The sequence below is a fragment of the Pseudoxanthomonas suwonensis 11-1 genome, assembly GCF_000185965.1.
Taxonomy (GTDB): Bacteria; Pseudomonadota; Gammaproteobacteria; order Xanthomonadales; family Xanthomonadaceae; genus Pseudoxanthomonas; species Pseudoxanthomonas suwonensis_A.
Genome location: NC_014924.1, coordinates 849,948 through 873,747 on the forward strand (window position 1 = coordinate 849,948; position 23,800 = coordinate 873,747).

The window sequence follows — 23,800 nt, forward strand, 5'->3', positions numbered from 1 at the left end:
GGGGATGCAGGGGGGGCGGGCAGCGCCCGCGCCGGATCAATGGCCGTCGCTATCCGCGCCGCGGGCGAAACGCAGTTCCGAGGGGCCGGCGAACATGCGGAACGGCACCGATTCCAGGCGCATGCCACGGTTGACCTGGACCACGAAGTGCAGGTGCGGCGCGGTGCTGTAACCGGTGTTGCCCGACAGCGCGATCTGCTGGCCCTTGCGTACCTGCTGGCCGACCTGCACCAGCACGCCTTCGGGTGCCAGGTGCGCATACACGGCCATGCTGCCGTCCGGATGCAGGATGCGGACCTGGTTGGCGCGGGTGGCGTAGCGCTCGCGGTCCAGTCCGGTGCCGGCGAAGCCTGATTCGAGCTGCAGCACCACGCCCTCGCGCGCGGCCAGCACCGGCGTGCCCTCGGGCAGGGCGAAATCCACGGCGTGGCGGTTCTGCGCGTCGTCGTGGCTGAAACGGCCGCCGGGGCCCTGGCCCACGCTTACCCGGGCCTGGTCGAACGGCAGGCCGTAGCGGTAGTCCAGTGGCCGTGCGTGCGGGTCGCCCAGGGTCTGCTCCAGCTGCACGTCGAAACCGTGGGGCTTGCCGGGATCGCTGGCGTACAGGCGTGCGACGACCACCTCGGCGCGCGCGCCGACCGTGGCCCGCACCGGCATGGCCGGCACCGCGCTGATGTTCTCGCTCCTGCGCAGGCCCAGCTGCACCTCGACCGGACCCGGCAGGCGGTTGCCGACCCGCACCTCGTGGTGGCTGCCACGGTCGACCAGGCGCAGGGATACCGGCGCGCCTTGCTCGACGTTGCGGCCCGCGTCCGGCCGGGGTGCGGTGGCGGGCGAGGCGTCGTTGCCGCGCCAGAACCGCGAGGCGTGGGCGGGCAGGGCGGCCCCCAGCACGAGGATCGCCAGGGCGAGCAGGACCCGCTGCGCTGCCAGGGTCATGCGCCGGATCCGCCTCGTGGCCGGGCGTCACGGATGGGCGCGGCAAGTGCGCGGAAGCGGGGGCTGGGCGGGCGGGGGCGGTAGCGGGGCATGGGCGGATTATCGGGGGTCCGGTCGCGGAAATTAGTTTCATCTCTCAATCAAGATGGAGCGATTGACATGCCCGCGGGGCGGTGGCAATCTGGCCGCGCCATCGAGACCGGCGGAGGGACAGGCCCTTTGATGCCGGGGCAGCCAGCGGACGCGCAAGCGTCCTGCCAGGTGCCAAATCCTGCGGGGACCCTGGCGTCCACCGGAAGATGGTTCGAGCGTGCCGCAGGCACGCCGGACGCGGGCCCGCGAAAGGCTCGATGGCGTTGACCCTTCCGGATCCGCCATTGCCGCCGTGAACACCGCCACCGCCCTCACCCACGAGCCCCCCTGTACCACCGCCCTGCGCGGCGAGGTTGCCGTGGCGCTGCCGATGCGCCACGCCGGCGTGCAGGGCGTGAACCTGCGGTATGAGCTGCAGGGGCCGGCCGGGGCGCCGGTGGTGCTGGTGGCCGGCGGCATCTCCGCCCACCGCCATGTCTCGGCCAGCGCGGAATTCCCCGAGAAGGGCTGGGCCAATGCGCTGGTCGCCAACGGCCGCACGCTCGATCCGGCGCGGGTGCGCGTGCTGGCCTTCGACTACGTCGCCGCCGACGGCCGCCTCGACGTTCCGGTGGATACCGCCGACCAGGCCGACGCGGTCGCGCTGCTGCTGGACGCGCTCGGGATCGAGCGGCTGCAGGCCTTCGTCGGCTATTCCTACGGCGCGATGGTCGGGCTGCAGTTCGCGGCGCGGCATCCGTCGCGGCTGCGCCACCTGGTCGCGGTCAGCGGGGCGCACCGTCCGCACCCCTATGCCTGCGCCTGGCGCGCGCTGCAGCGGCGCGCGGTCGCGCTGGGCCAGCTGCAGTGCGCGGATGCCGCCGGCCTCGCCCTGGCCCGCCAGTTCGCGATGCTCAGCTACCGCACGCCCGAGGAATTCGGCGAGCGCTTCGACGCCGCGCCGGAAATCGTCAACGGCCGCGTGCGTTGCGCCGCCGAGGACTACCTCGATGCCGCCGGCGCGCAGTACGTGGCGCGCACTCCGGTCACCGCCTTCCTGCGCCTGTCCGAATCGATCGACCTGCATCGCATCGATCCGGCCGCGGTACAGGTGCCGGTCACCGTGGTCGCCGTGGAAGGCGACCGCCTGGTGCCGCTGTCCGATTCGGTGAACCTCGTCGAAGGCCTGGCCGGCCGCGGCCAGCTGCGCGTGCTGCGCTCGCCGTACGGGCACGACGCCTTCCTCAAGGAAACCGACCGCATCGACCTCATTCTCGCCGCCGTCCTGCGCGGCAACGGAGCCGCCGCATGAGCACCCAGTCCTCCCCGATCGCTTCCAGCGAAGTGACCCCCGCCTGCCGCCCGGCCACCGCCGCGGTCCGCGCCGGCATCGACCGCGACACCGCCTACGGCGCGGTCACCCCCCCGATCGTGCTGTCGAGCAATTTCAGCTTCGACGGCTTCGGAAACAAGCGCCAGTACGACTACACCCGCAGCGGGAACCCGACCCGCGACCTGCTGGCCGAGGCGCTGAGCGACCTGGAAGGCGGTGCCGGCGGCGTGGTCACCGCCACCGGCATGGGCGCGATCACCCTGGTGCTGCACGCGCTGCTGCAGCCGGGCGACCGCCTGGTGGTGCCGCACGACGCCTACGGCGGCAGCTGGCGCTTGTTCAACGCGCTGGCCGCCAAGGGCCACTTCGAACTGGTCACCGCCGACCTCACCGATCCGTGCTCGCTGGCCGATGCGCTGGCCACCTCGCCGAAGCTGGTACTGGTCGAGACCCCGTCCAACCCGCTGCTGCGCATCACCGACCTGCGCCTGGTGATCGACGCCGCGCACCGCGCGGGCGCGCGGGTGGTAGTCGACAACACCTTCCTCTCGCCCGCGTTGCAGCAGCCGCTGGCGCTGGGCGCGGACCTGGTGCTGCATTCGACCACCAAGTACGTCAACGGGCACAGCGACGTGGTCGGCGGCGCGGTGGTGGCGGCCGATGCCGAAACCCACCAGCAGCTGGTGTGGTGGGCCAACGCGCTGGGCCTGACCGGTTCGCCGTTCGACAGTTTCCTGACCCTGCGCGGCCTGCGCACGCTCGATGCGCGGATGCGCGTGCACCAGGAGAACGCCAACGCCATCGCCGCGCTGCTGGACGGCCATCCGGCGGTGGAGAAGGTCTACTTCCCGGGCCTGGCCTCGCATCCGGGCCATGCCGTCGCGGCACGCCAGCAGTCCGGTTTCGGCGCGATGCTCAGCTTCGAGCTGCGCGGCGGCGAGCCGGCGGTGCGTGCCTTCGTCGACAGCCTGCGCTGGTTCACCCTGGCCGAGTCGCTCGGCGGCGTGGAAAGCCTGGTCGCGCATCCGGCGTCCATGACCCATGCGGCGATGACGCCGGAGGCGCGCGCCAAGGCCGGCATCTCCGACGGACTGCTGCGCCTGTCGATCGGCATCGAGGCCAGCGACGACCTGGTCGCCGACGTGGCGGCCGCGCTGGCCGCGGCCGAGGCGGCGGCGCCGCTGCCGGCCGAACGGGCACGGGCGTGAGCGCGGTCGCCGGCCCCGGTCTCCGTGCCGCGGGCCGCCGCCCGCTGGCGCCGCCCGCCCGCCGGCTGGCGCTGCTCGGCACCGGCGCTGTTGGGAGCGCCTTCGTCGCGCGCTACCACCTGCTGCAGGCCCGTGGCCTCGCCTTGCCCCCGGTGCTGTGGCTGGCCAATTCGCGCACGGTGCTCAAGGCCGGTCGCGACCTCGATGCAGCGCTGGCGCTGGCCGCTGCCGCACCGTTGCGCGCCGGAGAACTGCAGGGCTGGGCCGAGGCCGAGGCGCTGCGCGAGGGCGACGTGCTGGTCGACGCCACCGCCAGCGAGCTGGTCGCCAACTGGCATCCGGAATGGCTGGCGCGCGGCGTCAACGTGGTCACCGCCAACAAGCTTGGCCATGGCGGCCTGCTGGCGCGGTCGCAGGCGATCTGCGAGGCGCAGGCGCGCAGCGGCGCCAGCTATGGCGACGGCGCCACGGTCGGCGCCGGCCTGCCGCTGCTGCGCAGCCTGCGCGGGCTGGTGGCCGGCGGTGACCGCATCCACGCGGTGGAAGGCGTGCTGTCCGGTTCGCTGGCCTGGCTGTTCAACCATTACGACGGCAGCCGGCCGTTCTCGGCCCTTGTGGCGGAGGCAGCGGCCGCCGGCTTTACCGAGCCGGATCCGCGGGTGGACCTTTCCGGCGAGGACGTGCGCCGCAAGCTGCTGATCCTGGCGCGCGCGGCGGGACTGCCGCTCGAGATCCGCCAGGTGCAGGTGGAATCACTGGTGCCGCCGGAACTGGCTTCGCTGCCGGTCCAGCGGGTGGCGGGCGCGCTGGAACGGCTCGACGCGCCGCTGGCCTCGCGGCTGGACCAGGCCCGCGCGCTGGGCGGCTGCCTGCGCTTCGTCGGCAGCTTCGACGCCGATGGCGCGCGTGCCTCGCTGCAGGTGCTGCCGCCGAGCCATCCGCTTGCTGCAGGTGCCGGTACCGACAACCGCGTGGCGATCCGCTCCGACCGTTACCGCGACCAGCCGCTGCTGATCCAGGGACCGGGCGCGGGAGCCGACATCACCGCGGCGGCCCTGCTGGACGACGTGCTGCGCATCGCGGCGTGAACCGCCGCGTGCGGCTCAGCACTCGATGACGTTGACCGCCAGGCCGCCGCGGCTGGTTTCCTTGTACTTGTCCTGCATGTCGCGGCCGGTGTCGCGCATGGTGCGGATCACCTTGTCCAGCGAGACCTTGTGCTGGCCGTCGCCGCGCATGGCCATGCGCACGGCGTTGATCGCCTTGACCGCGCCCATCGCGTTGCGCTCGATGCAGGGAATCTGCACCAGGCCGCCGATCGGGTCGCAGGTCAGGCCCAGGTTGTGCTCCATGCCGATCTCGGCGGCGTTCTCGACCTGGCCGGGGCTGGCGCCGAGCGCCGCGGCCAGCCCGGCGGCGGCCATCGAACAGGCCACGCCGACCTCGCCCTGGCAGCCGACCTCGGCGCCGGAGATCGAGGCATTCTCCTTGTAGAGGATGCCGATCGCCGCGGCGGTGAGCAGGAAGTCGAACACGCCCTGCTCGTTGCTGCCGGGGCAGAAGCGGTCGTAGTAGTGCAGCACCGCCGGGATGATGCCGGCCGCGCCGTTGGTCGGGGCGGTGACCACGCGTCCGCCGGCGGCGTTCTCCTCGTTCACCGCCAGGGCGTAGAGGTTGACCCAGTCCAGGGTGGTCAGCGGATCGCGCATCGCCGCCTCCGGCTTGGAGGACAGCTCGCGGTACAGGCCCGGCGCGCGCCGCGCCACGTGCAGGCCGCCGGGGAGGGTGCCGTCGGCGCGGATGCCGCGCGCGACGCAGACCTGCATCGCGTTCCAGATCGCGCGCAGGCCGTCGTGGATCTCCGCTTCGCTGCGCCATGCGCGTTCGTTGGCGAACATCACCCGCGCGATCGGCAGGCCGCTGTCGGCGCAGCGCTGCAGCAGCTCGTCGCCGCTGGAGAACGGGTAGGGCAGCGGGGTGTCGTCCGGGACGATGCGGTCCTCGGCGGCCTCGTCCGGATTGACCACGAAGCCGCCGCCCACCGAGTAGTAGTCGCGGGTGGCCAGCACCGCGTCGCTGGCGTCGTAGGCGGTGAAGCGCATGCCGTTGGTGTGGAACGGCAGCTTCTGGCGCTTGTTCATCACCAGGTCGCGCTTCTCGTCGAAGGCGATGGCGTGCCCGGGCGCCAGGCGCAGGCTGCCCTCGGCGCGGATGCGCTCGAGCAGGCCGGGGATGGCGTCCGGATCGACAGTATCCGGGTGGTGGCCCTCCAGGCCCAGCAGCAGGGCCTTGTCGGTGCCGTGGCCGCGGCCGGTCAGGGCAAGCGAGCCGAACACCTCGGCGCGCACCCGCGCCACCTCGGCCACCCGTCCGGGCTCCACCAGCCAGTGGCCGACGAAACGCGCGGCGGCGCGCATCGGGCCCACGGTGTGCGAGGAACTCGGACCGATGCCGATCTTGAACAGGTCGAAGGTGCTGACGGCCATCGCGGCAACCGCTGAGTCGGGCCGTCCATTGTATTGGTTGCGAAAGAAACGGCCATGACGCGGCGCGGCGCAGCGGCTAAGGTAGCCGCCCCTCGATCCCTGCCGGAGCTGCCATGGCCGGACTGGTGCTGTACCAGCGCGACGACTGCCACCTCTGCGACCAGGCGCTGGAAGTCCTGGCCGCGGCGCGCACGCCGGAGCCGGAGAGCGTGTTCATCGACGGCGACGAGGCGCTGGAGGAGCGCTACGGCACCCGCGTGCCGGTGCTGCGCGATGCAGCCGGACGCGAGCTGGACTGGCCGTTCGACGAGGCCCGCCTGCGCGGCTGGCTGGCGGGCTGAGAAGCCGGGCGGCCGGTCCCGGCCGCCTGCAGCGTCAGGGCTGGCTGAACACCACCCGGGTGCTGACGTTGACCGCGTTGGGGATCACCCCGGTGTCGGCCCAGTCGCCGCCGCCCACGCCGAAGTCCAGGCGCTGCACGACCGCACGGCCGCTCAGCACCGGCTGCGCGCCGGAGGTGTCCCAGCTGAAGGTCAGGGTCACCGGCTTGCTGATGCCGCGCAGCTCCAGGGTGCCATCGGCCGCGTACTGGCCATCGTCGAGCTTGCGGAAGCCGGTGGCGGTGTAGCGCGCCTGGGCGTGGCGGCCGATGTCGAAGAAGTCGGCGGTGCGCAGGGTGGAGTCGCGGTCCTGGTTGCCGGTGGCCGCGCTGGCCAGGCTGATGGTCACTTCCAGCCTGCCCTCGGCGGGCCTGGCGGGATCGAAGCGCAGGCGGGTGCTGAAGTCCTGGAAGCGGCCGGTGAACAGTTCGCCGTCGTAGCGGCTGGCGAAGGCCAGGTTCGAGCCCTCGGCCTGGACGTAGTCGGCGGCGGCCGCAGGCGCGGAAACGAGCATGCCGGCCAGGAGCGCGGCGACGGCGGCGGGAGTGGTCAGCAACGGCTTCATCGAGGGTCCTCGCGCGGGGGGAGCGTGGTCTTCCGGCGCGGCAGCATCCGCGCCAGGGTCGCATCATGCCTGACGAAATGGTGGTACAGCGCTGCGCCGGCGTGCGCGGCGACCAGCAGCAGGAGCACCCAGAACAGCGTCTCGTGCCAGCCGTGCGCGGCCCCGGCCAGGGCCTCGTCCGGCGCGACCAGCTTCGGCACCTCCAGCTGGCCGAACCAGCGGAACGGACGCAGGCCGCTGGCGGAGTCGTAGAGCCAGCCGGAAAGCGGCATTGCCAGGGCCATTCCATAGAGGAGCACGTGCACCATGGCGGCCAGCCAGGCCTGCCAGCGCGGCGTGCCCGGCACCGCCGGGGGCGCACCGGCGTACAGGCGCCAGCCGATGCGCACCAGCACCAGCGCCAGCACGGTCAGTCCCAGCGACTTGTGCGCGGTGTACACCCAGAAATACTTCGGCGAGCGCGGCAGTTCGCCCATCACCAGGCCGACCGCGCCGATGGCCAGGATCAGCACGGCGATGGTCCAGTGCAGGAACTGGCTGATGCCACCCCAGCGTTCGATGTTCTTCAGGCTCATGGCTGGACGTTGTCCTCCCCGGAAGCAGGTGGCAAGGGTGCGGCAGTGGACGGATCGGAACCAGCTGTTTCCGTTTCGCCGGGTTCACCGGGCGCAGCGGCCCGGCTGCTGCGCACCGCCTCGGCCTCGATCCGCAGCTCGACCTGGTCGCCGATCATCGTCGGCCAGGCATCGATGCCGTAGTCGGAGCGGCTGAGGCTGGCGCGCGCGGAGAAGCCGGCGGTGCGCCGGAACGGCGGCATCGGGTGGCGCCGCAGCTGGTTGAAGCCGACTTCCAGCGCCAGCGGCCGGGTGACCCCGCGCAGGCTCAGCTGGCCGTGGACGATGAAACGGTCCGCCCCCAGAGGCTCGACCCGCTCGGAGACGAAGCGGGCCTCCGGCCAGCGTCCGGCGTCGAGCAGGCGGCGGGCCAGGGTGGCGCGGTTCCAGTCCTCGTCGCCCAGGTCCAGGCGCTGCAGCGGCACCCGCACGTCCAGGCGGGCGCTGCTCCAGTCCTGCGGATCGAACTCGAGGATGCCCTCGCTGCCGGACACCGTGCCCAGGGCCTGGGAGAAGCCGGCGTGGGACACGGCGAACATGACCCGGGTGTGGACCGGGTCCAGGGCGTAGCGGGCCGGCTCGGCCGCGGCCGTGGCGGCCAGCAGGACCAGGCCCCCCAGCAGGGCGGCAGCGGAACGGCGCAGGCGGGCGGGGGCTGGGGCCATCGCCGGCATTCTAGGCACAAGCCGGCGGCGTGCGGCTTGCGCCGGCCCCCCTGCGTTGCGACGATTCGCAGCGGGGTCGACCTCGAGGACGTCATGCGGCTGTTCTGGCTGTGCCTGTTGCTGGCGCTGTCCGGCGTTTTGCACGCCGCGGTGCCGGAATTGCCGCGCTTCCGCGTCCTCGGGCCGGGTGACGGGCTGCCGTCGACCACGGTCGGGGGAATCGCCCGCGACCACGATGGCTACCTGTGGGTCGCGACCTGGGACGGCCTGGCACGCTACGACGGGGTCGGCTTCCAGGTCTGGCAGCACGATCCGGAGAATCCCTCCTCGCTCCCGGGCAACCTGATCCAGGCGCTCTACGTCGACGGCCGCAACCGCATCTGGGTGGCCACCGAGGGCGGCGGCGTCAGCGTCATGGACACGCGCCGCGACGGCTTCCAGCACTACCGTCGCGCCACCCATCCGCAGCTGGAGAGCGACGACGTCTTCACCATCACCGGGCGCGGCGACGAGATATGGCTGGGCACCTTCGGCGGCGGCCTGTACCGGATCGACGGCGAGGGCGAACTCAAGCGCATGCGCGCGCGCGACCCGGAGATCGACGCCACCCTGGACCGGGCGATCATGGGCATCTCCATGGACCAGGAGGGCCAGACCATCCTGGTGGCCACCCTCAACGGCCTGGCCCACTGCGCCGACAAGACTTCCAAGGTCCGACGCCTGCCCCTGCCCGGTGGCGATCCCTATCCGCCGGTGACCGCGCTGTGGCGCGACGGCAAGACGACCTGGGTCGGGACTCCGCAGGGCCTCTACCGCATGCGCGACGACGGCAGCTGGGAGACGCCATCCTGGGCGCCGCAGTTCAGCGCCAGGCGTGCGGTCACCGCGATGAGCGGCGACGGCCAGGGCGGCTACTGGGTGGCGACCACCTCGGGCCTGTGGCACGTGCCGGCCTCGGGCGTGCCGGTGGCGGTGGGCCATGGGCCGGACATGCCCGCACCCAGCAGCACCATCCAGGCAATGCTGCACGACGTGGACGGCGGCCTGTGGGTCGGCCTGCCAACCCAGGGCCTGGGCTACCTGCGTGCCGACTGGCGCCGGACGGCGGTGCTGGGCCCGGCGCAGGGTTTCAGTGGCGGTTCGTACCGCGTGGTCACCGCGGCGGCCGGCGGCGGCGTCTGGCTCAGTGGCAACTCCGACATCGGCGGGCGCCTGGACACCTCGCGCGCGGTGTTCGTGGAAACCATCGGCGCGACCGGCGAACTGTCCCCGGCCAGCATCCGCAGCGCGCTGCAGGACAGCCGCGGCAGGCTGTGGCTGGGCCGCAGCGGCGCCCTGATGCGGCTGGATGGCGACAAGCCGCGGCGGCTGTGGTCGGCGCTCAACCTGGAGGACGCGGTGATGGGCCGCGGTCCACTGGAATGGATCCTGGAATCGCCCAACGGCTCGCTGTGGCTGGCCTTCACCGGCGCCGGCATGCAGCAGCGCGACCTCGAGGGCAAGGTGCTGGCCGAACTGCGCGCGGGCAAGACCCCCGGCCTGGACAGCGCGGACTTCTCCACCGTCTCCATCGGTCCCGGCGGGGTGCCGTGGATCGCCTCCGGCGGCACGATCCGGCGCTGGGACCCGGTCGCCCAGGGCTTCGTGCCGCTGCCGGGCCTGGACGGCGACGGCGAGGCCGGCAACGTCCATGGCTTCGCGCTCGATGGCCAGGACCGGCTGTGGCTGCAGCGCCTGTCGGGCCTGGAGCTGTGGCAGCGCGGGCGGGTGGAATGGACCCGCCAGCTGCGGCTGGGCGTATCGGAGGGCATCCCCGCGACCGAGGCCACCGGCATGCGCATCGACGCACGCCGCCGGCTGTGGCTGGCGACCCGTCGCGGCCTGTTCCGGATCGATCCGCCCGATGGCGGGCTGCCGGCGCGGGTACGTCCGTTCGGCGTGCGCGAGGGCCTGCCCAGCCAGGAATTCGTGGACCGCGCAATCGCCATCGACGAGGACGGCGTGCTGGTGGCCTCCACCGGCGACGGCTCGCTGCTGCTGCTGGACACCAATCTCGCCGATCCGCCGCCGGTATCGCCGCGGCTGGTGATCGACGCCCTGCGCGTGCGCCGCGGCGATGCCTGGGTGGACCTGCCCCAGGCCGGTGGGTTCGAGCTTGGTCCCGACGACCAGGACCTGGAAGTGGTGCTGCGCCTGCTGTCCTACGACGACCCCGGCTCGCACCGCTACCGCTCGCGCCTGCTCGGCTTCGACAGCGACTGGGTCGAGATGCGCGGCGGCGCGCGCATGTTCTCGCAGCTGCCGCCGGGCAGTTACCGCCTGCAGCTGCAGGCCTCGCTGGGCCACCACAGCAGCTGGTCGCCGGTGCAGGAGTTCGGCTTCTCGGTGGCACCGCCGTGGTGGCGCACGACCTGGGCGACGCTGGTGGCGGTGCTGCTGGTACTGCTGCTGATCGTAGGCGGCGGCTGGCTGTACCGGCGCCGGGTGCGTTCGCGCGCGCAATGGCAGCTGGCCCTGCACAAGCGCGAGCTGGCCGAGCAGGCGTCGATGGCCAAGAGCCGTTTCCTGGCGACCCTCGGCCACGAGGTGCGCACGCCGATGACCGGCGTGCTGGGCATGAGCGAACTGCTGCTGGACACCAGCCTGGACAGCCGCCAGCGCAGCTACGTCGAATCGATCCGCCGCGCCGGCGACCACCTGCTGCGGCTGGTCAACGACGCCCTGGACCTGGCCCGCATCGAGGCCGGCAAGCTGGAACTGGATTCGCAGGACTTCGACCCGGTGGCGCTGGCCGAGGAGGTCGCCGGGCTGATGGCGCCGGTGGCCGAGCAGCGCGGGCTGGCCTTCCACCTGCGGGTCGCGCCGGAGATGCCGGCGGCGGTGCGCGGCGATCCCGGACGCGTGCGCCAGATCCTGCTCAACCTGCTGGGCAACGCGGTCAAGTTCACCGACCGCGGCGAGGTGGTGCTGGAACTGGGCACGGTCTCGCCGGAAGGCCTGGTCTTCGTGGTCCGCGACACCGGCCCGGGCCTGAGCGAGGAACAGAAGGCACGCCTGTTCCGCCGCTTCGAGCAGGCCGATGGCGCCCGCACCACCTCGCGCTACGGCGGCAGCGGCCTGGGCCTGGCGATCTGCCAGGAGCTGGCGGTGGCGATGGGCGGACGGATCGAGGTCGACAGCACCCTCGGCCACGGCACCGCGTTCCGCGTCCAGCTGCCGCTGCCCACCGCAGCCGCGCCGGATCCGCAGCCGCGCAGCACGCCGCAGCCGGTGCCGGCGGTGCGTCCGCTCGACCTGCTGCTGGTGGAGGACGACGCGACGGTGGCGGAGGTCATCTGCAACCTGCTGCGCGCCCGCGGCCACTGCGTGGCCCACGCGCCACACGCGCTGGCGGCGCTGGCCGACGTGGCCGTGGCGCACTTCGACCTGGCCTTCCTCGACCTGGATCTGCCGGGCATGAACGGCATCGCCCTGGCACGCCAGCTGCGCGCGCAGGGCTTCACCTCGCCGCTGGTGGCGGTGACCGCGCGTACCGACGGCGAGGCGGAGCAGCTGGCGCTCGCGGCCGGTTTCAACGGCTTCCTGCGCAAGCCGGTGACCGGCGAGATGCTGGGCGCGGCGATCGCCGCCGCGCTGCCGGAGCGGACCGGCACATGAGGCCGCGCTCGCGCTGGCGGGCATGGATCGCGGCCGCGGCGCTGGGCTGGAGTGGCAGCGCGCTGGCCGCAGGCGGCGCGGCTCAGGCGCAGGCCGCAGAGGGACCAAGGCTGCTGGGCGGCCTGCTGCAGCAGACCCGGGTGGTGTATCCGCTGAAGGTGGGCAAGTGGCGCGCGGTGGGCGAGCAGCGCATGCAGGAACAGGCGCACGGGGTCTCGGTGCGCTACGTGCACGGCGATGCCTGGCTGGACCTGTACATCTACCCGGGCGGGCCGATGCGCGAGGCGAACCTGGCCCGTGTGGCCCAGGCGGAACGCGGCAACATCGGCCAGGCCGCCGCGCAGGGCGGCCGCGATGCGCGGCTGGGCGAACTGCAGTCCGTGCACCTGCCCGGCCAGGGTGGCGGGCCGCCGGTACCAGCCTGGGTGCTGGAGCTGGAGTATCCCGGCGAAGGCCTGGGTTCGGCCATGCTGCTGTTCGCGCGCAACCTGCACCTGGTCAAGGCGCGCGCCAGCGCGCCGCGGCAGCACCTGCAGCGGGGCGAACTGCCGCGCGAGGTGCAGGCCTTCATGGGCGGGATTTCCCGGCAGCTGCGCATCACCAGCACCGGCGACTGCTGGCTGCCGCGGCGCCTGCGCGTGGTCGACACCCTGCCCGACCCGCAGGCACCGCAGGTGTTGGCCAGCTACAGCGATCCGGAAGCCGCGCCCAGCGCGGTGGTGACCCTGGGTGGCATCGAGGTGGCGCGCGCCGAGGCGGGCCGTGCCGAGGCACTGGCGCGGATGATGGGCGATGCGCTCTATCCGGGCTGCGTGGCGCCGGAGGAGATCGAGCCGCTGGTGCCGGAGGGCTGGCGCGAGATCCGCATCGAATACCGCGACACCAGCGCCCGCCGCGGACGGCAGGCGCCGGCTGGCCGGCTCCGCGCACGCTGGCGCAGCACCGGCTGAGGCGCTCGTCTCAGCGCGCGCTGTGCCTGTGCACCGCCTCTACCAGCGCGGCGACGTGCTCCGGGCTCATGTCCGGGGACATGCCGTGGCCGAGGTTGAACACGTGGCCCTCGCGCGAACCGCCATTGCCTTCGGCATAGCTGTCGAGCACGCGCGCGGCCTCGCTGGCGATCGCCTCGGGGCTGCCGTACAGGGTGGCCGGGTCGAGGTTGCCCTGCAGCGCGACCTTGCCGCCGGTGCGGCGCGCGGCCTCGGCCAGGTCGACCAGCCAGTCCACGCCTACCGCGTCGGTGCCGGTCGCGGCCAGCACCTCCAGGTACGGCGCGTTGCCCTTGCCGAACAGGATCAGCGGGGTGCGGTCCTCGCCCTCGCCGCGTTCCAGCTCGCGCGCGATGCGCTGCAGGTAGGGCAGGGAGAACTCGCGGTAGAGCGTCGGCGACAGCACCCCGCCCCAGGTGTCGAACACCTGCAGCGCCTGGGCGCCGGCGGCACGCTGCGCGGCCAGGTAGGCGATGACCGATTCGGTGACCACGCCCAGCAGGCGGTGCAGCAGCTCCGGGCGGTTGAAGGCCATCGCCTTGATCTTCGAATAGTTGTCGCTGCCGCCGCCCTCGACCATGTAGCAGGCCAGGGTCCAGGGGCTGCCGGAGAAGCCGATCAGCGGCACCGAGCCGTCGAGCTCGCGGCGGATCACGCGCACCGCGTCCATCACGTATCCCAGCTCGGTCTCCATGTCCGGCACCGCCAGGCGGGCCACGTCGGCCTCGTCGCGGATCGGGCGCTCGAACTTCGGGCCCTCGCCCTCGGCGAAGTACAGGCCCAGGCCCATCGCGTCGGGCACGGTGAGGATGTCCGAGAACAGGATCGCCGCGTCCAGCGGGAAGCGGCGCAGCGGCTGCAGGGTGACCTCGCAGGCCAGTTCCGGGTTCTTGGCCATGGCCAGGAAGCTGCCGGCGCGGGCGCGGGTGGCGCGGTACTCCGGCAGGTAGCGGCCGGCCTGGCGCATCAGCCACACCGGCGTGCGGTCCACGGGCTGCCGGCGCAGGGCGCGCAGCAGGCGGTCGTTTGCGAGGGTCTGGGGCACTTCGGAACCTTGTACGGGAATGGGTGGTGCGCTCAGGCGCGGCGCGGGGCGTCGGCCCCGGCGACGAACATCACCTGGAAGCCGCGCTTGACCTGCGCGTCGCGGGCCTTCTCGAAGGCGGCGATGGCCTCGTCCTGGAGCAGGTACTGCTCGCGCCGCAGCTGCGACTTGCCGCCGATCTGGCCGCTCTCGCGCAGCAGCTCCCAGCCGCCGAACAGGTCCGGCTGCAGGGTCAGCTGCAGGTAACGGGGGGCTTCGCCCGGCACGGGGCGCTGCTGCAGGAGGATGCGCATGGGTGCCGATTGTAGCCGGAGCGGGGCTGGCGTCCGCGCGAAGGCCGGCGGCCGGGTTCAGGCGTCGCGCAGCAGGGCCAGGACCGCGGCCTCGTCCACGTCCGGGACCACCTCGGCGCGGCCGATCCCGCGCCACAGGACCAGGCGCAGGCGCCCGGCCACGTTCTTCTTGTCCAGGCGCATGCGTGCCAGCAGCGCTTCCGGATCCAGGCCGGCCGGGACCCGGGTCGGCAGCCCGAGCGCCTCCAGCAGGCGTTCCAGGCGCGCGGTGTCCCCGTCGGGAGCCATGCCCAGCGCCGCGGACATGCGCGCGGCCAGGACCATGCCCACCGCCACCGCCTCGCCATGCACCAGCGCCTCGCTGCCGCCGCCGGAATAGCCCTGCTCGGCCTCGATCGCGTGGCCGAAGGTGTGGCCGAGGTTGAGCAGGGCGCGCTCGCCCTTCTCCAGCGGGTCGCGCTCGACGATCGCCGCCTTGTGCTCGCAGCTGCGGGCGATGGCCTCGGCCAGGGCGTGGTCGTCGCCGGCCAGCAGCGCCTTGCGCTCGGCTTCCAGCCACTGGAAGAACAGCAGGTCGCCGAGGGCGCCGTACTTGACCACCTCGGCCAGCCCGGCACGCAGCTCGCGCGGCGGCAGGGTGCGCAGGGTGGCGGTGTCGGCCACCACCGCGCGCGGCGGATGGAAGGCGCCGACCAGGTTCTTGCCCTGCGGGATGTCGACCGCGGTCTTGCCGCCGACCGAGGAGTCGACCATCGACAGCAGGGTGGTGGGCAGCTGCACGCAGTCCACGCCGCGCATCCAGCAGGCCGCGGCGAAACCGGCCAGGTCGCCGACCACGCCGCCGCCGAGGGCGAAGACCGTGGCGTCGCGGGTCGCGCCCAGGGCGGCCAGCGCGTCGAAGGTGGTGGCCAGGGTGTCGAGGGTCTTGTGCGACTCGCCCGCCGGGATCACGTGGGTGGCGATGGCCAGGTCCGGGCGCGCGGCACGCAGTGCCGCCTCCACGCCGGCCGCGTACAGCGGCGCGACCTGGGTGTCGCTGGCCAGCAGCACGTGGCGGCCGCGGGCGTGCGCGGCCAGCGCCGCGCCGTCCTGCAGCAGGCCCGGGCCGATGGTGATGGTGTAGGGATGGCTGCCGCCGACCTGGACCGTGCGTGCGGCACTCATGCGGCCACTCCGCTGATGGTCCAGCCCTCGGCCAGGCGCAGGGCCAGGCGGCTGGCGGCCTCGGCCGCGGTGAGTCCGTCGGTGTCCATCACCAGGTCGGCGACCTCGCGGTACAGCGGCTCGCGGAACGCGGCCAGGTCGCGCAGCACCTGCTCGCGGTCGCCACGCTGCAGCAGCGGGCGGGTGCGGTCGCGGCTGAGCCGCTTGAGCTGCGAGTCGATGCCGGCGCTGAGGTAGACCACGAAGCCGCGTTCGCGCATCAGCTGGCGGTTGCCCGCGTCCAGCACCGCACCGCCGCCGGTCGCCACCAGCTGGCCGTTGCTGGCCAGCAGTTCGCCCAGGGCGACGCTCTCGCGTTCGCGGAAACCCGCTTCGCCGACGTGGTCGAAGATCGCACTGATGCTGGCGCCGGTGCGCTGCTCGATGTAGGCGTCGGCGTCGACGAAGGCCAGGCCGAAGCGCTCGGCGAGGCGCCGGCCGATGGACGACTTGCCGGCGCCCATCGGACCGACCAGCACGAGGTTGGGAGCGGGATTCATGGCGACCGATGCTAGCAAAGGCGCTCGGTCACGGCTGAAACGAAGCCACGCCGCCCTGGGGCGGCGCAAGCGTCGTCCTGCCGTGCCTGGCGCAGCCTGCGGATCGCCTGCCGTTGCCGGCTCAGTCGGGGAAGCCTGCCAACGCCTGCAGTTCCATGGCGACCATCAGGTGCAACTCGTCGAGCGTCTCGTCCATGTGCCCGTTGCGGCGGCCGAGGTGGCAGGCCAGGAGCTGGCCCAGCAACTGCGACAGCACTTCGGGATCGCGTCGCCAAGCCTGGGCGACCGCGTCCGGGAGCAGGTGCTCCCAGTGCGGGACGGGGGGTACGCCCGGCGGCGCGGCCATGAACTGGGCCAGGGGCTGCGGGGGGGGCAGTGCGAGGGCCGTTTCCGTGTCCATGGGCCGATCATCACTGCGAGACACGTCGCAGTTCCATGCGAATCCTCGCAAACGACGTGCACGTTGCGCGTTGGAAAGGAGGGCTGCCGACGACAGGCGGCGGACGCCGGGGATTTTTCAGAATCCGCTGTCAGGAAAGTCCTACGGAATGAGCCCGTTCTCGCGCGCGTAGGCGTAGATCTCCAGGTCGTTGTGCAGACCGAGCTTGGTCATCGCGCCGACCTTCTGGTGGCTGATGGTCTTGACGCTGCGGTTGAGGTGGCGCGCGATCTCCGACACGGTCATCCCGGATGCGAACAGGCGCAGCACCTCGGTCTCGCGCCGCGACAGGGCCACGCCGCCGACGTCGTTGCGCATGTGCGCGTCCAGCGCGTTGCGCACGCCGCTGCCGATGTAGCTGCGGCCATTGGCGACCGCGGCGATGGCCATGCTCAGTTCGGGCAGGGCGTCGGACTTGTCGAGCAGGCCGCGCACGCCGGTGCCGAGGATCGCCTGCAGCACGTTCGGGTTGCCGGCCATGGTCAGCACCACCACCGGCAAGCGCGGCCAGTGCGCGCGCAGGCGCGAGAGCATGTCCAGGCCGTCGACGCCGTCGCCGCCGGGCATGAGGAAGTCGGTCAGCAGCAGGTCCACCTCGGACCTGGCCAGGGCCCGGAACAGCGACGCCGGGCTTCCCGCCTCGGCCACGACCTCGACCATGCCGCCGGATTCCAGCAGCAGGCGCAGGCCGCTCCGGACCACCGGGTGGTCGTCGGCGAGGATGATGCGCAGCTTGTTCATCTGGTGGGACCGTCCATGGCCGTTGCGTTGGGTACCTAGCGGCGCGCGGCGATGTTCGGCTCCAGCGGGCCGAGGCTGTCGATCAGCTCCTCGAGCCAGTCCATGTGCCGGAGTACCTCGTCGCGTCTCGCCGCGGGGCCGTCCGCCTCGCCCGGCGCGGCGGCGCCGGGCGGCAGGCCGATCAGCCGCAACGAACCCGTGATGCGGTGCAGCAGTTCCCGTTGGCTGCGAGTGTCGCCGCAGGCGAAGGCCTGGTCCAGTGCATCCAGGTCGGCGCGGCAGGTCTCCAGCAGGCCGTGCAGGACCTCGCGCACCTGGCGCACCGAACCGAAGGCCTCCATCAGCAGTCCCAGCTGGCGGTAGGCGGCGCTGGCATCGGCCTGCGCCGCCGGCTCGGCCGGAGCGGGCGCGGCGCCGGCCGGCAGGTGGCGGGCGAGCTTCAGTTCCAGTTCGTGCAGCTGCACCGGCTTGGCCAGGAAGTCGTCCATCCCCGCCTCGATGCAGCGCGAGACATGCCCGGGAAGGACGCTGGCGGACAGGGCGATGATCGGCAGCCGGCCGCCGCCGTCCTCGCGCCCGCGGATCCGCCGGGCCAGCTCGTAGCCGTCCAGGCCGGGCATGTGGCAGTCGGTGACCAGCAGGTCGTAGCGCGTGGTCGCCAGCGCCCGCAGCGCCTCCTCGCCGTCGCACACGATCTCGTGCGGATAGCCCAGCCGCTGCAGCTGGCGCGAGATCACCGCGCGGTTGATGGGATGGTCCTCGGCGACCAGGATCCGCGCCGCCTGGCGCTGGACCTGCAGCGCCGCCGGTGCCTCCTGCGTGGGCAGGCCGAGCGCGACCCGGCAGGCGTGGTCGAGGTTGCGCCACAGCAGCGGCGCGACCGGCAGGACGATGCAGTCCTCCGGCGGCGGCAATGGATCGGAGGGGTCGTGCAGGCAGATGTGCGGGATGCCCGGAGGCACCCGGCCGGCGCGTACCAGCGGGGCGTCGACCAGGACCAGGTCGGCGTCGCCGGGCTGCAGGTGGAACACGCTGGAAGGGGTGGTCTCCAGCACCCGCAGGCCGAGCGCGACCAGGCCTTCGCACAGGGCACGCCCGGTGCGCGGGTCGATGGTGCAGGCCAGGGCCACGCGCCCGACAACTCCCGGCAGCGGCTGCAGCGCGCGCTCCACCGGAAGCTCCAGTTCCAGGCTGGCCAGGGCGCCGTCGCCATCGAGCTGCGACAGCACCAGTTCGCCGTGCATCAGCCGCACGAGGTGCTGGCAGATGGCCAGTCCCAGGGCCAGTCCACCGGGACGCATGTTGCCCTCCGCAGGGGAAACACTGGCGGCGACGCCGTTGCCGGCCACGGCCAGGCGCAGGCGCTGCACGCCGCGGGCCGTGGACAGGACCTCGGCCTGCAGCTCGAGCACTCCGCTTGCGGTGGTGCGCACCGCGCTGGACAGCAGCCAGGCCAGCACCTGGCGCAGGCGCACCGGGTCGCCGCGATAGGCGGCGGCCAACCGGTGGTCAACGCGGGCGTGCAGGCGCAGGCCGCGCTCGCCGGCGAGCGCCGCCGTGCCGGCGACCAGTTCGTCGAACACCGCGCGCAGGTCGACCTCTCCTTCGTCCAGGCGCAGTTCGCCGGCCTGCAGGCGCGAGAAGTCGAGGATGTCGCCGAGGATCTCGAGCAGGCCCTCGACCGACTCCTCGAGCATGCCCAGCATGTGCACCTGCTCCGGGTCCAGCGGCGTGTGCGCCATCAGCTCGACGATGCCCAGCGCCCCGGCGATCGGGGTGCGGATCTCGTGGCTGACCAGGGACAGGAAGGTGCCCGCGGTATGCGTTGCCGCCTCGGTGGCGCGGCGTGCCTCCTGCAGGTCGGTGACGTCGGCCATGGTGCCGAGCACCACGCCTTTCGCCTGCCCGCCGGGGAGGGGCTGCAGGCGCAGGCGCAGGGTGCGCGGGGCGTCGCCGCCGCTGTGGCCGATCTCGCAGGCGACCGGGTCGCCGGTCTGGCGCAGCCGTCTTTCGACCTGCAGCAGTACCTCGCTGTCGGCGCCATGCAGTTGCGGGACATCGGCCAGCGTGCGCCCCAGCACCTGCTCGCGGGAGCAGCCGTAGTGCGCCTCGAAATGCCGGTTCACCGCGATGTAGCGGCCATGGGCGTCCTTGAGGAAGGCGGCACAGGGCAGGGATTCGAGTACGGCGGTGGCATCCGGCAACCCGTGCCGGCGTTGGCGCCGCCGCTGGCGCAGGTGGATCCAGCCTGCAGTGGCGAGGACGCCGGCCAGCGCGCCACCAGCCGCCCAGGCCAGCGTGGGCGGGGTGGCCGGTGCCGCGAACGCCGGGCCTGGCAGCAGCGCCGCGAGCGCGCAGGCCAGGGCCGGGGACAAGAGCGTCCGGGCCCTAGGGCCCGGACGGGCCGCCATGGATGCCCCGGGGGAGTGGGCAGGTCCGACAGGGGGCGGCCAGGAAGGAAGGGAATCGGCGTGATCGTTCGCCCGGTGGGCGGTGCTGTGCCCTACGGCCTGGCACTGCTCCTGTCGACCGCTCCATTTCCCCATGGGGGACGACTCTGCGCTCCGGCGCTTGGCGGGTGCCATCAGAACAATCCCAAAAGTGCGATGTTGGGCCGGACGTCTAGGTTTGTGCCGTCCTCCTGCCGATGATGTGCCTGCCGTGGTCCAGCTGCACCAAGGTGTCGGCCAGGTCCGGCAGGGTGCGCAGTGCCTGGCGGCTGACCCGCTCGTAGTGGCCGATGAAACGCCGCAGGGCGGCCGGGTCCATGCCGCGGCGGCCGGGGCTGGCGGCCTGCAGCGCCTGCTCCTGCTGCGAGCGCCATTCGTACACCGCGTCGAACCCGGGCGGCTGCAGGAACCACAGCCGGTCCAGCCGCGACCACAGCGCCGGGTAGTCGCGTGCCAGGGCGTCATTGCAGTAGCGGCGCCAGGTGCCGTCGGGGTCCTCCCCGGCTTCCAGAGCGTTCACCGGCGTGGCCAGGGCCTGCTCGTCCTCGGCCGGCACGCCCAGGCACCAGCCTTCGAACACCAGCAGGTCCAGCGGGCGCGTCGGACGCGTCCACTGTCCTGGCGGCAGGCGGTCGTCGGCCAGCTTGTCGAAGCGCGGCAGCGGCGGGGTGTCGCCGGCGCGCAGGGCATCGATCGTGGCCAAAGCCAAGGGCACGTCGTGGGTGCCCGGTGGACCGCGCGTGGCCAGCAGCGGATGCACCGTGGCGGCCAGGCGCAGGCGCTGCTCGCGGGTGAGGTAGAAGTCGTCCAGCGAGAGGCCGGCGGCGGACAGCCCGGCCTCTCCGGCGGCGCGGACCACCTGGGCGGCAAGCGTGGACTTGCCACTGCCCTGCAGCCCGCTGATGCCCAGCACCTGCATGCCGGGCGTGCGCGGCAGGCCTTCGAGCGCGGTGCGGACCAGCGCCTCCGGAAAGCCTGCGTCGTGCGTCGCGGTGTCCATGGCGCCACAATACCGGCCCCTGCCGCGCATGGAGCCGTCATGACCGATCCGCTGTACGCCGAGGCGCTGGAAACCTTCGGCCGGCTTCTCGAGGAGGCCCGCGCCAGCGGCATGGTCGATCCCAACGCGATGACCGTGGCCACCGCAGACATTCAAGGCCGGCCGCACGCACGCACGGTGCTGCTCAAGGCGTACGACGAGCGCGGCTTCGTGTTCTACACCCACCTGGACAGCGCCAAGGGCCGCGACCTGCGGGCAAACCCGCATGCCGCCCTGCTGTTCCTGTGGCGCCACCTGCGCGAGGCCGGCGTGCAGGTGCGGGTCGAGGGCGAGGTCGGGCTGGTCGACGACGCCGAGGCCGATGCCTATTTCGCCAGCCGCCCGCGCATGAGCCAGCTTGGCGCGTGGGCCTCGCGGCAGTCGCAGACGCTGGCCTCGCGGGCCGACTTCGACGCCGCGCTGGCGGACGTCGAGGCGCGCTTCGCCGACGGACCGGTGCCACGCCCCGCGGGCTGGAGCGGTTTCCGCGTGGTGCCGCGCGCGTTCGAGTTCTGGTACGGCGCCGGCTTCCGCCTGCACGAGCGCTGGAGCTACGAGCGCGGCGCCGACGGCAGCTGGTCCAAGCGGATGCTGCAGCCGTGAACCCGGCACGCGTGCGGCCACCGCGCGCAGCGGACCTGCCGGCCTGGGCGGCGCTGCGTGCCGCGCTGTGGCCGGAGGTGGATCCGGAACTGCTGGCCAGCGAGGCGTCCGACCTGCTGCACGCGGTCGATGGCGGGGTGTTCGTGGCCGAGGCCGATGGCCAGCTGGTCGGGATCGCCGAGGCCTCGCTGCGGCACGACTACGTCAACGGCACCGCGAGCTCGCCGGTCGGCTTCATCGAGGCCTGGTACGTGGCCCCCGGCTGGCGCGGCCGCGGCGTGGGCCGCGCCCTGCTGCGTGCGGTCGAGGCCTGGACCCGCGGCCTGGGCTGCACCGAGCTGGCTTCCGACGCACTGCTGGACAACAGCGCCAGCCACGCCGCCCACCGCGCCTGCGGCTTCGAGGAGACCGAGCGCGTGGTCTATTTCCGCAAGCGGGTCGGCTGATGGGGCCGCGCCGCATCGTCTGCCTCACCGAGGAGCCGACCGAGACGCTCTACGCGCTGGGCGAGCAGGACCGCATCGTCGGCATCAGCGGCTTCACCGTGCGTCCGGCGCGGGCGCGGCGCGAGAAGCCCAAGGTCAGCGCGTTCACCAGCGCCAAGGTCGAGGCGATCCTGGCGCTCAGGCCGGACCTGGCGATCGGCTTCTCCGACATCCAGGCCGACATCGCCGCCGAGCTGGTGCGGCGCGGTGTGGAGGTGTGGATCGCCAACCACCGCGGCGTCGACGGCATCCTCGACTACATCCGCCGGCTGGGCGCGCTGGTCGGCGTCGCGGCGAAGGCGGATGCATGGGCCGGCGAGCTGCAGCGCGGGCTGGATGCGGCTCGCGAACGCGCCGGGCAGCGCGGCGTGCGGCCGCGGGTCTACTTCGAGGAGTGGGACGAGCCGCTGATCACCGGCATCCAGTGGGTGGCCGAACTGGTGCGCATCGCCGGAGGCGAGGATGTGTTCCCGGAGCACGCCTCGCAGTCGCTGGCGCGCGACCGCATCCTCGCCGATCCGTCGGTGGTGGTCGCGCGCGCGCCGGACATCATCCTCGGCTCGTGGTGCGGCAAGAAGTTCCGGCCCGACAGGGTCGCGGCGCGGCCGGGCTGGGATGCGATCCCGGCGGTGCGCGATGGCGAGCTGCACGAGATCCGCTCGCCGCTGATCCTGCAGCCGGGGCCGGCGGCGCTGACCGACGGCCTGGCCGCGATCGAGGCCGTGATCGACGCCTGGGTCCGGCGCCGCGCCGGCTGAGGCTCAGCCGCGCTCGAGCGCGGCGGCCGTGGCGGCCATGCGCGGGCCGAGCCAGCAGTAGGAACCGACCGGGGTCAGTCCGGCGTCCTGGAACTTGCGGCGGTACCAGCTGGCCTTGCGCGACTGGAAGCCGTCGGTGTCGCCCTCGAACTCGTCCTCGGCGGCGAAGGCCTCGAGGAAGGCGACGCCTCCGCACAGCTCGGCCAGGCCGGGCAGGCCGCGGCCGAGTTCGCGCGTGGGCAGGTAGTGGATCACGTCCGAGCACACCAGCAGGTCCACCGGCGCGCAGGGACGCAGCCATTCGAAATCGCCGAAGCGGGCCAGGTGCAGGTTGCGCCGCGCGCCGTGGCGGGCAATCGCATATTCGCTGGAATCGAAGCCCAGGTAGCTGGCCTTCGGCCGCAGCTTGAGCAGCGGCTTGCGCCAGGCACCCTCGCCGCAGCCGATATCCAGGACCGTGCGGATGGGACGCTCCAGGTAGTACTCGGCGGTGGCCACGGCCAGCGCCACCTTGCGCTCGAGCCGGCGTGGATCCTGGATGTTCTGCTGCCGGTACCAGCGGTCGAAGTAGGCGCGGTCGTAGGTCTTGGTCATTGGCGGGGCATGTGCGGAATGGCGCGCCGCGGGCGCGGAGGCGGAAGGCGGGGAGCGAAATCCACCGGCTCCCGGCCTGCGCCGGGCGAGGGCGAGGAGGTAAGCGGGCGCGGGTTTCGCGTCGAAGGACAGAGTTTAGACCCCGCTGGGGACAGTACCGCCCCGCGTCGTCCCGGCGCAGGCCGGCAACCGTTCGACGCCATGCCCGCGATGGCCGACAATCCGCGCATTCCAACCACAGGTGACGCGCATGTATCCGGCCTATCTCTGGGTGAAGTCCTTCCACATCCTGTTCGTCGTGGCGTGGATGTCGGCGGTTTTCTACCTGCCGCGGATCCTGGTCAACATCGCCGAGGCCGGCGGGCAGCCGCAGGTGCACGAGCGCCTGGTGCTGATGGGGCGCCGCCTGTACCGCTTCGGCCACAACATGTTCGGGCTCGCCTTCGTCGCCGGCCTGGTGCTGTGGCTGGGCCACCGGGTGATCGACGGGTTTCCCACGATGGTCGGTTCGCCGGCCGGCTGGCTGCACGCCAAGCTCGCCCTGGTCGTGCTGCTGGTGGTCTATTACGTGCTCACCGGGCGCTGGCTGAAGAACGCCGCTGCGGGCAAGCCGCTGGCGTCCTCGCGCGCGCTGCGCGTGTTCAACGAGCTGCCGGTGCTGGTGCTGCTGGTGATCGTCTGGCTGGTGCTGGCCAAGCCGTTCTGACCCCGCGCCGGCGCGGCCAACCGGCTTCCACTGCAG

At 72.8% G+C, this 23,800-nt stretch carries 24 protein-coding genes and 1 riboswitch; of the genes, 10 read left to right on the plus strand and 14 right to left on the minus strand.

What is annotated here, in order from left to right:
- Positions 1-36 precede the first annotated feature (36 nt).
- Complete coding sequence (locus PSESU_RS03755; RefSeq protein WP_013534440.1) at positions 37-939, minus strand: M23 family metallopeptidase; 903 nt, start codon at positions 937-939, stop codon at positions 37-39.
- A gap of 187 nt (positions 940-1,126) precedes the next feature.
- Positions 1,127-1,245: riboswitch (SAM riboswitch) on the plus strand.
- Positions 1,246-1,324: 79 nt separating this feature from the next.
- On the opposite strand from PSESU_RS03755, the gene metX reads away from it, so the two are divergent.
- Genes metX through PSESU_RS03770 form a run of 3 tightly spaced genes read left to right on the plus strand, consistent with a single transcriptional unit; the run spans position 1,325 to position 4,640 of the window.
- Positions 1,325-2,323, plus strand: a complete 999-nt coding sequence (metX, locus tag PSESU_RS03760; RefSeq protein WP_013534441.1) for a homoserine O-succinyltransferase MetX — start codon at positions 1,325-1,327, stop codon at positions 2,321-2,323.
- Entirely contained in the window at positions 2,320-3,552 is a 1,233-nt protein-coding gene (locus tag PSESU_RS03765) for an O-succinylhomoserine (thiol)-lyase (RefSeq protein ID WP_013534442.1), read from the plus strand. Before metX ends, PSESU_RS03765 begins: the two co-directional genes overlap by 4 nt.
- 44 nt (positions 3,553-3,596) lie before the next feature.
- A complete protein-coding gene (locus tag PSESU_RS03770; protein WP_041764428.1) occupies positions 3,597-4,640 on the plus strand; it encodes a homoserine dehydrogenase in 1,044 nt (347 codons plus the stop codon).
- A 15-nt stretch (positions 4,641-4,655) separates the two neighbouring features.
- On the opposite strand, the gene PSESU_RS03775 is transcribed toward PSESU_RS03770, so the two are convergent.
- Positions 4,656-6,038 carry an L-serine ammonia-lyase gene (locus PSESU_RS03775; protein ID WP_013534444.1) on the minus strand — a complete coding sequence of 461 codons (1,383 nt, stop codon included), beginning with the start codon at positions 6,036-6,038 and terminating at the stop codon, positions 4,656-4,658.
- A 113-nt stretch (positions 6,039-6,151) separates the two neighbouring features.
- Here PSESU_RS03775 and PSESU_RS03780 point away from each other — a divergent pair, with 113 nt between their 5' ends.
- Positions 6,152-6,379 carry a glutaredoxin family protein gene (locus tag PSESU_RS03780; protein WP_013534445.1) on the plus strand — a complete coding sequence of 76 codons (228 nt, stop codon included), beginning with the start codon at positions 6,152-6,154 and terminating at the stop codon, positions 6,377-6,379.
- A 34-nt stretch (positions 6,380-6,413) separates the two neighbouring features.
- On the opposite strand, the gene PSESU_RS03785 is transcribed toward PSESU_RS03780, so the two are convergent.
- Genes PSESU_RS03785 through PSESU_RS03795 form a run of 3 tightly spaced genes read right to left on the minus strand, consistent with a single transcriptional unit; the run spans position 6,414 to position 8,262 of the window.
- Positions 6,414-6,983, minus strand: coding sequence for a YceI family protein (locus tag PSESU_RS03785; RefSeq protein WP_013534446.1), 570 nt, complete (start codon positions 6,981-6,983; stop codon positions 6,414-6,416).
- Positions 6,980-7,558, minus strand: a complete 579-nt coding sequence (locus tag PSESU_RS03790) for a cytochrome b (protein WP_013534447.1) — start codon at positions 7,556-7,558, stop codon at positions 6,980-6,982. The genes PSESU_RS03785 and PSESU_RS03790 overlap by 4 nt, the downstream gene beginning before the upstream one ends.
- Positions 7,555-8,262, minus strand: a complete 708-nt coding sequence (locus PSESU_RS03795) for a YceI family protein (protein WP_049782286.1) — start codon at positions 8,260-8,262, stop codon at positions 7,555-7,557. Before PSESU_RS03795 ends, PSESU_RS03790 begins: the two co-directional genes overlap by 4 nt.
- A gap of 93 nt (positions 8,263-8,355) precedes the next feature.
- On the opposite strand from PSESU_RS03795, the gene PSESU_RS03800 reads away from it, so the two are divergent.
- Both PSESU_RS03800 and PSESU_RS03805 read left to right on the plus strand, forming a co-directional pair.
- Positions 8,356-11,919 (plus strand): hybrid sensor histidine kinase/response regulator, encoded by a 3,564-nt coding sequence (locus tag PSESU_RS03800; protein WP_013534449.1) that lies wholly within the window; start codon positions 8,356-8,358, stop codon positions 11,917-11,919.
- Positions 11,916-12,869, plus strand: a complete 954-nt coding sequence (locus PSESU_RS03805) for a hypothetical protein (protein ID WP_013534450.1) — start codon at positions 11,916-11,918, stop codon at positions 12,867-12,869. Before PSESU_RS03800 ends, PSESU_RS03805 begins: the two co-directional genes overlap by 4 nt.
- 10 nt (positions 12,870-12,879) lie before the next feature.
- Here the strand turns inward: PSESU_RS03805 and hemE are convergent, their stop codons facing one another.
- The 8 genes from hemE to PSESU_RS03845 all read right to left on the minus strand — a co-directional run bounded on the left by hemE (position 12,880) and on the right by PSESU_RS03845 (position 20,579).
- Positions 12,880-13,953, minus strand: coding sequence for a uroporphyrinogen decarboxylase (hemE, locus tag PSESU_RS03810; protein ID WP_013534451.1), 1,074 nt, complete (start codon positions 13,951-13,953; stop codon positions 12,880-12,882).
- 32 nt (positions 13,954-13,985) lie between these two features.
- Entirely contained in the window at positions 13,986-14,246 is a 261-nt protein-coding gene (locus PSESU_RS03815) for a WGR domain-containing protein (protein WP_013534452.1), read from the minus strand.
- A 57-nt stretch (positions 14,247-14,303) separates the two neighbouring features.
- Positions 14,304-15,410, minus strand: a complete 1,107-nt coding sequence (gene aroB / locus PSESU_RS03820) for a 3-dehydroquinate synthase (protein WP_013534453.1) — start codon at positions 15,408-15,410, stop codon at positions 14,304-14,306.
- Positions 15,407-15,949, minus strand: a complete 543-nt coding sequence (locus tag PSESU_RS03825; RefSeq protein ID WP_013534454.1) for a shikimate kinase — start codon at positions 15,947-15,949, stop codon at positions 15,407-15,409. The genes aroB and PSESU_RS03825 overlap by 4 nt, the downstream gene beginning before the upstream one ends.
- A 121-nt stretch (positions 15,950-16,070) precedes the next feature.
- Positions 16,071-16,349 (minus strand): hypothetical protein, encoded by a 279-nt coding sequence (locus tag PSESU_RS03830; RefSeq protein ID WP_013534455.1) that lies wholly within the window; start codon positions 16,347-16,349, stop codon positions 16,071-16,073.
- Positions 16,350-16,490: 141 nt separating this feature from the next.
- Positions 16,491-17,129, minus strand: coding sequence for a response regulator transcription factor (locus PSESU_RS03835; protein ID WP_013534456.1), 639 nt, complete (start codon positions 17,127-17,129; stop codon positions 16,491-16,493).
- Positions 17,130-17,164: 35 nt separating this feature from the next.
- The gene (locus tag PSESU_RS03840) at positions 17,165-19,504 is read right to left on the minus strand and encodes a response regulator (protein WP_233275251.1); all 2,340 of its coding nucleotides are present in this window, start codon (positions 19,502-19,504) and stop codon (positions 17,165-17,167) included.
- Positions 19,505-19,751: 247 nt separating this feature from the next.
- Positions 19,752-20,579 carry a hypothetical protein gene (locus PSESU_RS03845; RefSeq protein ID WP_013534458.1) on the minus strand — a complete coding sequence of 276 codons (828 nt, stop codon included), beginning with the start codon at positions 20,577-20,579 and terminating at the stop codon, positions 19,752-19,754.
- A 39-nt stretch (positions 20,580-20,618) separates the two neighbouring features.
- Here PSESU_RS03845 and pdxH point away from each other — a divergent pair, with 39 nt between their 5' ends.
- From pdxH to PSESU_RS03860, 3 genes are read left to right on the plus strand one after another with little or no spacing between them, the layout of a single operon-like run.
- On the plus strand, positions 20,619-21,221 hold the full coding sequence (gene pdxH, locus PSESU_RS03850) for a pyridoxamine 5'-phosphate oxidase (protein ID WP_013534459.1): 603 nt from the start codon (positions 20,619-20,621) through the stop codon (positions 21,219-21,221).
- Positions 21,218-21,667 carry an aminoglycoside 6'-N-acetyltransferase gene (gene aac(6') / locus PSESU_RS03855; protein WP_013534460.1) on the plus strand — a complete coding sequence of 150 codons (450 nt, stop codon included), beginning with the start codon at positions 21,218-21,220 and terminating at the stop codon, positions 21,665-21,667. Before pdxH ends, aac(6') begins: the two co-directional genes overlap by 4 nt.
- The gene (locus tag PSESU_RS03860; protein ID WP_013534461.1) at positions 21,667-22,464 is read left to right on the plus strand and encodes a cobalamin-binding protein; all 798 of its coding nucleotides are present in this window, start codon (positions 21,667-21,669) and stop codon (positions 22,462-22,464) included. Before aac(6') ends, PSESU_RS03860 begins: the two co-directional genes overlap by 1 nt.
- A 3-nt stretch (positions 22,465-22,467) precedes the next feature.
- Here PSESU_RS03860 and PSESU_RS03865 read toward each other — a convergent pair whose 3' ends face one another.
- On the minus strand, positions 22,468-23,058 hold the full coding sequence (locus tag PSESU_RS03865) for a class I SAM-dependent DNA methyltransferase (protein WP_013534462.1): 591 nt from the start codon (positions 23,056-23,058) through the stop codon (positions 22,468-22,470).
- A 250-nt stretch (positions 23,059-23,308) separates the two neighbouring features.
- Between PSESU_RS03865 and PSESU_RS03870 the strand changes: the two genes are divergently transcribed.
- Positions 23,309-23,764: a CopD family protein gene (locus tag PSESU_RS03870; protein ID WP_013534463.1), complete on the plus strand. Its 456-nt coding sequence runs from the start codon at positions 23,309-23,311 to the stop codon at positions 23,762-23,764.
- The last annotated feature ends 36 nt before the right edge of the window (positions 23,765-23,800 follow it).

What these genes read in the sequence shown, in the direction of transcription:
- PSESU_RS03755 (WP_013534440.1), bottom strand. Translation starts at nt 939, where the DNA reads ATGACCCTGGCAGCGCAGCGGGTCCTGCTCGCCCTGGCGATCCTCGTG.
- PSESU_RS03765 (WP_013534442.1), top strand. Translation starts at nt 2,320, where the DNA reads ATGAGCACCCAGTCCTCCCCGATCGCTTCCAGCGAAGTGACCCCCGCC.
- PSESU_RS03775 (WP_013534444.1), bottom strand. Translation starts at nt 6,038, where the DNA reads ATGGCCGTCAGCACCTTCGACCTGTTCAAGATCGGCATCGGTCCGAGT.
- PSESU_RS03780 (WP_013534445.1), top strand. Translation starts at nt 6,152, where the DNA reads ATGGCCGGACTGGTGCTGTACCAGCGCGACGACTGCCACCTCTGCGAC.
- PSESU_RS03785 (WP_013534446.1), bottom strand. Translation starts at nt 6,983, where the DNA reads ATGAAGCCGTTGCTGACCACTCCCGCCGCCGTCGCCGCGCTCCTGGCC.
- PSESU_RS03790 (WP_013534447.1), bottom strand. Translation starts at nt 7,558, where the DNA reads ATGAGCCTGAAGAACATCGAACGCTGGGGTGGCATCAGCCAGTTCCTG.
- PSESU_RS03795 (WP_049782286.1), bottom strand. Translation starts at nt 8,262, where the DNA reads ATGGCCCCAGCCCCCGCCCGCCTGCGCCGTTCCGCTGCCGCCCTGCTG.
- PSESU_RS03800 (WP_013534449.1), top strand. Translation starts at nt 8,356, where the DNA reads ATGCGGCTGTTCTGGCTGTGCCTGTTGCTGGCGCTGTCCGGCGTTTTG.
- PSESU_RS03805 (WP_013534450.1), top strand. Translation starts at nt 11,916, where the DNA reads ATGAGGCCGCGCTCGCGCTGGCGGGCATGGATCGCGGCCGCGGCGCTG.
- PSESU_RS03815 (WP_013534452.1), bottom strand. Translation starts at nt 14,246, where the DNA reads ATGCGCATCCTCCTGCAGCAGCGCCCCGTGCCGGGCGAAGCCCCCCGT.
- aroB (WP_013534453.1), bottom strand. Translation starts at nt 15,410, where the DNA reads ATGAGTGCCGCACGCACGGTCCAGGTCGGCGGCAGCCATCCCTACACC.
- PSESU_RS03825 (WP_013534454.1), bottom strand. Translation starts at nt 15,949, where the DNA reads ATGAATCCCGCTCCCAACCTCGTGCTGGTCGGTCCGATGGGCGCCGGC.
- PSESU_RS03830 (WP_013534455.1), bottom strand. Translation starts at nt 16,349, where the DNA reads ATGGACACGGAAACGGCCCTCGCACTGCCCCCCCCGCAGCCCCTGGCC.
- PSESU_RS03835 (WP_013534456.1), bottom strand. Translation starts at nt 17,129, where the DNA reads ATGAACAAGCTGCGCATCATCCTCGCCGACGACCACCCGGTGGTCCGG.
- PSESU_RS03845 (WP_013534458.1), bottom strand. Translation starts at nt 20,579, where the DNA reads ATGGACACCGCGACGCACGACGCAGGCTTTCCGGAGGCGCTGGTCCGC.
- pdxH (WP_013534459.1), top strand. Translation starts at nt 20,619, where the DNA reads ATGACCGATCCGCTGTACGCCGAGGCGCTGGAAACCTTCGGCCGGCTT.
- PSESU_RS03860 (WP_013534461.1), top strand. Translation starts at nt 21,667, where the DNA reads ATGGGGCCGCGCCGCATCGTCTGCCTCACCGAGGAGCCGACCGAGACG.
- PSESU_RS03865 (WP_013534462.1), bottom strand. Translation starts at nt 23,058, where the DNA reads ATGACCAAGACCTACGACCGCGCCTACTTCGACCGCTGGTACCGGCAG.
- PSESU_RS03870 (WP_013534463.1), top strand. Translation starts at nt 23,309, where the DNA reads ATGTATCCGGCCTATCTCTGGGTGAAGTCCTTCCACATCCTGTTCGTC.